Genomic DNA, 6961 nt, shown 5'->3' with positions numbered 1-6961 from the left:
GTTCCGGCATTGTTGGTTCCATCGGTCAGGAGGATAACCACTTTACTATCACCCTTCTGGTCCTTCAGTCGGCTCACTGCGGTGGCGAGACCGTCACCGATTGCCGTGCCGTCCTCCAGCAGCCCTATGTCCACCTGACTGAGGAGACTGAGTAGGATGGCTTGGTCTGTAGTGAGCGGGCACTGCGTAAAGCTCTCACCGGCAAAGATCACCAAGCCGATGTTGTCGTGCTGGCGAGAGGAGATAAATTCGCTAGCCACAGCCTTTGCCGCTTCGACACGATTAGGCTTCAGGTCACGAGCAAGCATACTCCCGGAGATATCCAGAGACATCATAATATTGATACCCTCCGTCTCACTGGACGACTTGTTACTGAAGCTCTGCGGACGAGCAAGTGCCGTCACCATACATGAGTAAGCGATGAGCAGCAGGACAAAGGGGATCCAAGTCAGGCGTGAGCGCAAGCTGCGACGCATTCCTCGGAATGCATTGGCACTGCTCAGCGTAAAGGTGGCAGGACGCCTCCGCCTACGTATGTATATGTAGACGAAAAGCGGCAAGAGCAGCAGGAGGAGAAAAACCCAGGGATGTGCAAAAGTCATAGTTCGTCCTCTTTCTTTTCCTTATCATCCGCCTTGGGTTTGTGCTCCTCGACAAACGCGCGAGAGGCACTCAGGAGACTGACATTCTCCCCCATCTCCGGTCTGTACTTGGCAAACTTTGCCAGATCAGCAGTAGTCAAGATGCGACTCAGATCATCGTACATACGCTCGCGACCGATATGCGACCGGAAGAGTTCCAGGATCTCGGACGAGGTCTTCTCACCCGTCTCAAAGCCATAGACCCGCTTCAGGTAGCGACGCAAAATGTCCGACATCTCGGTGTAGTACTCCTTCACTTGATCGCTCTCCCAGAGCTTCTCGTCCTTGAGCTTGGCTAGCTCCTCCACAGCCTCCTCATAGGGATCGCGAAGTGGCTCAGTCACCTCTGCCGATACCGCTGCACGCTCCTTCTTTTGGCGACCGATGAAGTAAGCGATCGTGACGAAGAGCAGAGCAATAAGACTCATAAGAGCATAGAAGAGTGCCACATAGTAGAGGTAGTCCCAGAGGACAAAGTCTGCCAGCCACTGGGGCTTGATATCCCTGATCTCATCCGGATGCTCAAGGTCGACGGGTACGGTACCGACCATCAGAATTGGTTGATCCTGCGCCTCTACCGGCTGATCCGCAACTAGTGCTGCAATATGATCGAGCGTGTAGGAGGCGGAGTCAAAAGAGGTCAGTGTCACCTCGTAGACGATCTGACGCAGTCGGTCACTGATCATCGTCGTATCACCAGTGGCAACACCCAAGATCTCCACTCCTGAGACCAAAGTATCTGCGGGCAGAGCGAGCCGGACCTCCCTATCCATCGGGGCGACGACACTCACACTGAGAGTGGTCTGCTCACCGATCAGGATCTTCGTAGGCTCCAGCTTCGGGATAAGACGCACCTCGTCCTGCGCAAAACCGCTTCCGCACAGACAGAAGAGCAGAAGGATGGCAAAAAGCCGACATTGGAAGCGCCGATGGGTCATATCCATATCAGTCATCAGATCCGAGGGTGAGTAAAAAGTCGCTGTAGTCTCGGCACGTAATCCTCCGACGTCGACACGCTCGCATATCCGATATTGTACTTACTGAAGGTCTCCCTCAGCTTACCAGAGAGTTCCTGCCAGTAGTCACGATACTGCTTCCGGACAGACTTGGACGAGCTATCGATCATACGCACCTCGCCAGTCTCTGCATCGCGGACACGAAGCATTCCGACTATTGGCAACTCCGCCTCATGGGGATCGTAGACCTGCATAGCGAGCAGGTCATGCTTATTGCGGACCACTGCCAGAGTCTTAGCATAGTCGCTTCCGTCGATAAAGTCGGAGAGGAGAAAGAGGGTGCAACTCTTGCGCTGTACATTGTGAGCAAAGCGTAGAGCCACCGAAATGTCCGTCCCCGAACCTTGTGGCTCGATAGAGAGGATCTCGGAGAGGATTGTCAGCACATGCTTGTGACCTTTGGAGGGGGGTATATACTTCTCCACCCGATCAGAGTAGAAGATCACGCCGACATTATCGTTATTCTTTATGGTACTAAAGGCAAGCGTGCCTGCGATCTCCGCCACTCTCTGCCGCTTCGTCATACCCACGGTACCGAAGTGCTCACTCCTCGAGATATCTACGAGGAGGATCATAGTCAGCTCTCGCTCCTCCTCGTAGACCTTGACATAGGGACGGGCATAGCGTGCGGTGACATTCCAGTCGATATCCCGCACATCATCACCCTGCTGGTACTCTCTCACCTCGCTAAAGGACATACCTCGTCCCTTGAAGGCAGAGCGATACGCACCAGAGAAGATATCCTCCGACAGGCGACTCGACTTGATCTCGATCCGACGGAGTCTCTTGAGCAACTCCTGTGTATCCATCACCTCTCCGCTTAGGGCACCTGGACCTTATTGAGTATCTCTGTGATCACCTCATCCGTCTTGAGATTCTCCGCCTCAGCCTCGTAGCTGAGACCGATACGGTGACGCATCACATCATGACAGACAGCACGCACATCCTCCGGGATGACGAAGCCGCGATGCTTGATGAAGGCGTAGGCTCTTGCAGCGAGCGCCAGATTGATAGAGGCACGCGGCGAGGCACCATAGCTGATCATTCCCCTAAGGCTGTCCAGTCCAGCATCTCCAGGGAATCGAGAGGCGAAGACAATATCGATAATGTACTTATTGATCTTCTCATCAAGGTATACCTGATGCACGATCTCCCGAGCCTTGAGGATCTGATCACCAGAGACCACGGGGCGAACCTCGGTCGGAGTGGCCTTGATCTGCTCCGTCACGATACGGCTCTCCTCCTCCTTGGTGGGGTAGCCCACCAGCACCTTGAGCATAAAGCGGTCGCTCTGAGCCTCCGGCAGTGAGTAGGTGCCCTCCTGGTCGATCGGATTCTGGGTCGCCATAACGAGGAAGGGACGAGGCAGCTCAAAGGTCTCATCAGCGATCGTCACCTGACGCTCCTGCATCGCCTCGAGCAGCGCACTCTGCACCTTGGCAGGCGCACGATTGATCTCGTCGGCAAGGACAAAGTTGGCAAATATCGGTCCCTTCTTCACGCTGAAGGTCTCAGACCGCTGACTGTAGATCTGAGTACCGATGACGTCAGCCGGGAGAAGGTCGGGAGTGAACTGGATCCGGCTAAAGTCGGAGTCAATAAGCTCCGCAAGAGTCTTGATTGCAAGGGTCTTCGCCAGTCCGGGGACACCCTCCAGGAGGATGTGTCCGTCAGCAAGTAATCCTATGAGAAGTGACTCACGGAGATGCTTTTGCCCAACGATGACACGATTCATCCCCTCATCAATGAGGGTGAGAAAACCGCTCTCCCGCTCGATCATCTCCGTCAGTGCCCTAATATCTACGCTTGGTTGTTCCATATCTGTTTCTATTGCAATGTCTACCTGCCTCCCCCTCACTCAGCCACAAATATACCGATTTCGCCCCCAACCCCGACCGTTAGAAGTAATAATCTTACTTAACGCTGTCGTCATGGGAAAAGGAGTACGGAGCTGCCGAGAGCGAAGTCCCTCTATCCACGTCTGGCTTATCGCTCATGCGAAACCTCAGCACGCCACCCTCCCGGATCTCATCCATTGTCAGATAGTTTCGATCCAGGAACCTGTCACCAAGCTGCAGTGTCTCTATGTATCTGTGACCTGGATCGTTGCCTACCGCCTCTATCAAGAGCTCCTTCTCATCGGGGAGAAGAAGCGTCACTCTGTCAAAGAGCGGTGACCCGATCACATACTGGAGCGAGCCGGGACAGACAGGGTAAAAACCGAGTGCTGAGAAGACATACCAGGCAGATGTCTGACCATTGTCCTCATCCCCGCAGTAGCCATCCGGACGTGCCGCATAGAAGCGATCCATCACCTCCCGGACAAGGTACTGAGTCTTCCACGGCTGACCGGCATAGTTGTAGAGATAGATCATATGCTGGATCGGCTGATTGCCGTGGGCGTAATTACCCATCCCCATCACCTGCATCTCACGGATCTCATGGATGACAAAGCCGTAGTAGCTCTCATCAAAGATCGGAGGAAGAGAAAAGACGGAATCAAGCATCTGGACGAACGGCTCTCTGCCTCCCATCAGGTCGATCAGCCCCTGTGGATCGTGAAAGACAGACCAAGTGTAGTGCCAGGAATTACCCTCGGTAAAGTCCCCTCCCCACTTAAGCGGATTGAAGTCGGGAGCAGGCGTGCCATTCCTCAAACGACCACGCATCAGCTTATGCGAGCGGTCATAGAGGTTGCGATAGTTCGTAGCTGCCCTTGCGTAGGGTTTCAGTTCATCGTCCCTCTTCCCCAGTGCCTTGCCGAGCCTCCAGATGCACCAGTCATCGTAGGCATACTCAAGCGTACGCGCAGCACTCTCATTGATTCCCACATCGGAGGGGACATAGCCGAGACGGTCGTACCACTCCCACCCGAGACGTCCGGTCGCGGATACCTTTGGGTGGACTGCGTGAGCACCATGGGTGACGGCATCCCATAGTGTCTCCACGTCGTAACCTCTCAGACCGGTGAGATAGCCGTCAGCGACGACTGAGGCGGAGTTATTCCCCACCATAATGTCTCGATGTCCCGGGCTGGACCACTCCGGCAAGAAGCCGCTCTCGCGGTAAGCACTCACGAGACCCGCCTGCATACGAGCTGCCTCCTCGGGATAGAGCAGATTGAGGAGCGGGAAGAGTGCCCTAAAGGTATCCCAAAACCCGGTGTCTCCATAGAGATACCCCTCATGGATCTGCCCGTCGTAAGGACTGTAGTGGATCCTCATGCCGGACTCATCGTACTCGTAGAGGCGACGTGGGAAGAGCAGGCATCTGTAGAGCGTGGAGTAGAAGGTCCTCATATCGTCGACGCTCTTACCCGCTACTAGGATGCGTCCGAGGAGATTATTCCACAGCTCTCGTCCCTCCTGCTCCAGTTCATCGATACCCTTTGACACCGCCTCTCGCTGGTTGAGCTCCGCCTGTCTCGGGCTGACAAACGAGGAGGAGACGACCAGCTCGACCGTTGCACCCTTCTCAAAAGCCACCACAGCTGAGATATGATCTCCCTCTGCCTGAGTCGAGTTTACCTCCTGCCCTTCCTTATATATGTAGCGTAGTCGGAAGGGGCGATCTACCCTCACCATAAAGTGGCACCTAAAGTTTTCCGCCACTCCACCGCTATTCTTACTGCTGTAGCCGGTAATGGTCTGTGACATCTCGTCAACCGTGATCGCAGACCCTCCATCGAGTGCATCGAGGACGAGGTAAGGCGTCCGCCCCTCAGGGTACTCTATCCGAAACCTTGCCGCCCGCTCTGTCGGCACCATCGTTACCCGGGTATCGTAGTCAGCCAGATAGACGCGATAGCTGTAGGGAGTGGCCTCCTCAGAGAAGTGAGAGAACCACGATGCCCTCTCGTCCTGATCGGGAGAGGGATTGTCAGTCGTTGGCATCAGGACCAGCTGACCATAGTCATTCATCCAGGGACTTGGCTGGTGGGTTTGCTTGAAGCCCCTGATCTGCTGTGCATCATAGGTGTACTGCCACCCATCGCCCATCTTACCGGTGAGTGGAGTCCAGGCATTCATCCCCCAGGGACGGGCGATTACAGGGTAGGTGTTTCCGGCGGAGAGGTCATGGCTGCTGTCCGTACCCATCAAGACATTAACGTAGTCCACCGGCTCTTGGGCAAAGAGACCGATAGAGAGGAGGATAAAAAGGGATGCGAAAGAGAGAGTGCGTCTAATCATTTGGACTCTATGCTTAGCACCTCACCGATAAGGTCATAGTCGGCGGTGCCGGTGATACATACCTGACAAAACTCCCCCATTCTCGCCTCACCCGTAAGGATCACCTCGGGATCCACATCAGGCGAGTCGTACTCTGTCCGACCGATATAGTGTCCCTCCTCCTCTCGGTCTACCAGTACCCTGAGCGTCTTACCCACCATAGACTCCGCTGTCTGCAGAGCGATCTCCTGCTGTAGGGTCATCAGGCGGTCATAGCGCTCCTCCTTGACCTCCTGCGGTACATTGTCGCTGTAGTGTCGGTAGTCATAGGTCCCCTCCTCATGGGAGTACATAAAGGCACCCATTCGCTCAAATCTCTGCTCACGAACGAAGTCCATCAGCTCCTCAAAGTCCTCATCTGTCTCCTCCGGGTGCCCGACCATCAAAGTGGTCCGGATCGCAATACCGGGAACCTCCTCGCGCATACGTCGTAGGAGCTCCTCCGTCTCCTGACGAGTCACACCCCGCCGCATCACTCGTAGCATATGGTCGGAAGCGTGCTGCAGGGCAATATCGAGGTACTTGCAGACCTTGGGCTGCCCGCGCATCACCCTCAGGAGATCCATCGGGAACTGTGCCGGATAGCCATAGTGAAGCCTCACCCACTCGATTCCGTCGACCCGGCAGATCTTCTCGATCAGCTCAGGCAGTCGTGGCTCTCCATAGAGATCCCGTCCGTAGTAGGTAAGATCCTGCGCGATGACGAGTAGCTCCTTCACTCCCGAGGCAGCCAGCCCCCTTACCTCCTCGAGGATCTCCTCCTCCGGTCGGGAGACATGCCTGCCGGTAATGATGGGAATGGCACAGTAAGCGCACTGCCGACTACAGCCCTCCGCAATCTTCAGGAATGCATAGTGATCCGGTGTGGTCGTTAGGCGGGAGTCGGCGACGGTGCTGTGATACGCCTTACCCAGGTGAGTGATCAGATCCTTCCAGTCAAACTTCCCATAGATCCCGTCCAGCTCTGGGATAGCCTCTCTCAGCTCCTCCCGGTATCGCTCACTGAGACAGCCCATCACATAGACCTGCCCCACCTGCCCCGAGGACTTACCGGAGACCACCTCGAGGATCATGT

At 55.3% G+C, this 6961-nt stretch carries 6 protein-coding genes; all 6 read right to left on the bottom strand.

The genetic code is table 11. The features are described 5' to 3' along the window. Window positions 1-602, bottom strand: a 602-nt coding sequence (locus Q0F21_RS04380) for a VWA domain-containing protein (protein WP_297237753.1), incomplete at its 3' end; no start/stop codon positions are given. After that, on the bottom strand, window positions 599-1585 hold the full coding sequence (locus Q0F21_RS04375) for a hypothetical protein (protein WP_297237751.1): 987 nt from the start codon (window positions 1583-1585) through the stop codon (window positions 599-601). The genes Q0F21_RS04380 and Q0F21_RS04375, both read right to left, overlap by 4 nt. Before the next feature lie 8 nt (window positions 1586-1593). Beyond that, window positions 1594-2466 (bottom strand): DUF58 domain-containing protein, encoded by an 873-nt coding sequence (locus tag Q0F21_RS04370; protein WP_297237755.1) that lies wholly within the window; start codon window positions 2464-2466, stop codon window positions 1594-1596. Window positions 2467-2477: 11 nt separating this feature from the next. Beyond that, window positions 2478-3476 (bottom strand): AAA family ATPase, encoded by a 999-nt coding sequence (locus Q0F21_RS04365; RefSeq protein ID WP_297237750.1) that lies wholly within the window; start codon window positions 3474-3476, stop codon window positions 2478-2480. Between the two features lie 94 nt (window positions 3477-3570). Beyond that, a complete protein-coding gene (locus tag Q0F21_RS04360) occupies window positions 3571-5847 on the bottom strand; it encodes a GH92 family glycosyl hydrolase (protein ID WP_297237748.1) in 2277 nt (758 codons plus the stop codon). Further along, window positions 5844-6961, bottom strand: a 1118-nt coding sequence (gene rimO / locus Q0F21_RS04355) for a 30S ribosomal protein S12 methylthiotransferase RimO (protein ID WP_297237746.1), incomplete at its 5' end; no start/stop codon positions are given. The genes Q0F21_RS04360 and rimO, both read right to left, overlap by 4 nt.

It is taken from the genome of uncultured Porphyromonas sp. (genome assembly GCF_934359325.1).
Taxonomy (GTDB): Bacteria; Bacteroidota; Bacteroidia; order Bacteroidales; family Porphyromonadaceae; genus Porphyromonas_A.
Note: the sequence above shows the minus strand (reverse complement) of the source record. Positions and strands in the feature narration are given on the sequence as shown.

What these genes read in the sequence shown, in the direction of transcription:
- Q0F21_RS04375 (WP_297237751.1), bottom strand. Translation starts at nt 1,585, where the DNA reads ATGGATATGACCCATCGGCGCTTCCAATGTCGGCTTTTTGCCATCCTT.
- Q0F21_RS04370 (WP_297237755.1), bottom strand. Translation starts at nt 2,466, where the DNA reads ATGGATACACAGGAGTTGCTCAAGAGACTCCGTCGGATCGAGATCAAG.
- Q0F21_RS04365 (WP_297237750.1), bottom strand. Translation starts at nt 3,476, where the DNA reads ATGGAACAACCAAGCGTAGATATTAGGGCACTGACGGAGATGATCGAG.
- Q0F21_RS04360 (WP_297237748.1), bottom strand. Translation starts at nt 5,847, where the DNA reads ATGATTAGACGCACTCTCTCTTTCGCATCCCTTTTTATCCTCCTCTCT.